We start from the raw sequence: 277 nt of genomic DNA, 5'->3' as shown, positions 1-277 counted from the left end.
ACAAGTTACCTATAAGGTATTCGCGAATTTCATCATCGCTAGCCTTTGGATTTTTGCGTTTCAAATTGATAGCACTCATCATCATGCCGGTTGTACAAAAACCACACTGATCTGCGCCTTCACTTGCGATACAAGCCGCCAATAATTCAGCTTCCTCTTGTAAGCCTTCTAATGTAGTAATCTTATGGCCTGGCGCACGAAATGTAGGATAAGCACAAGACAAAATAATTTCATCATCCACCCATACAGTGCAAAGGCCACAGTTTGTGGTGTCACA

Annotated in this window: 1 protein-coding gene; it reads right to left on the bottom strand. The window is 42.2% G+C overall.

Annotated features, from left to right (window positions below; genetic code table 11):
* On the bottom strand, positions 1–277 hold a 277-nt coding region (locus VJI77_RS07480; protein ID WP_323988964.1), incomplete at both ends, for a (2Fe-2S)-binding protein.

The sequence above is a fragment of the Parvimonas sp. D2 genome (assembly GCF_035282635.1).
Classification (GTDB): Bacteria; Bacillota; Clostridia; order Tissierellales; family Peptoniphilaceae; genus Parvimonas.
This window is presented reverse-complemented; position numbering and strand designations above follow the sequence as displayed.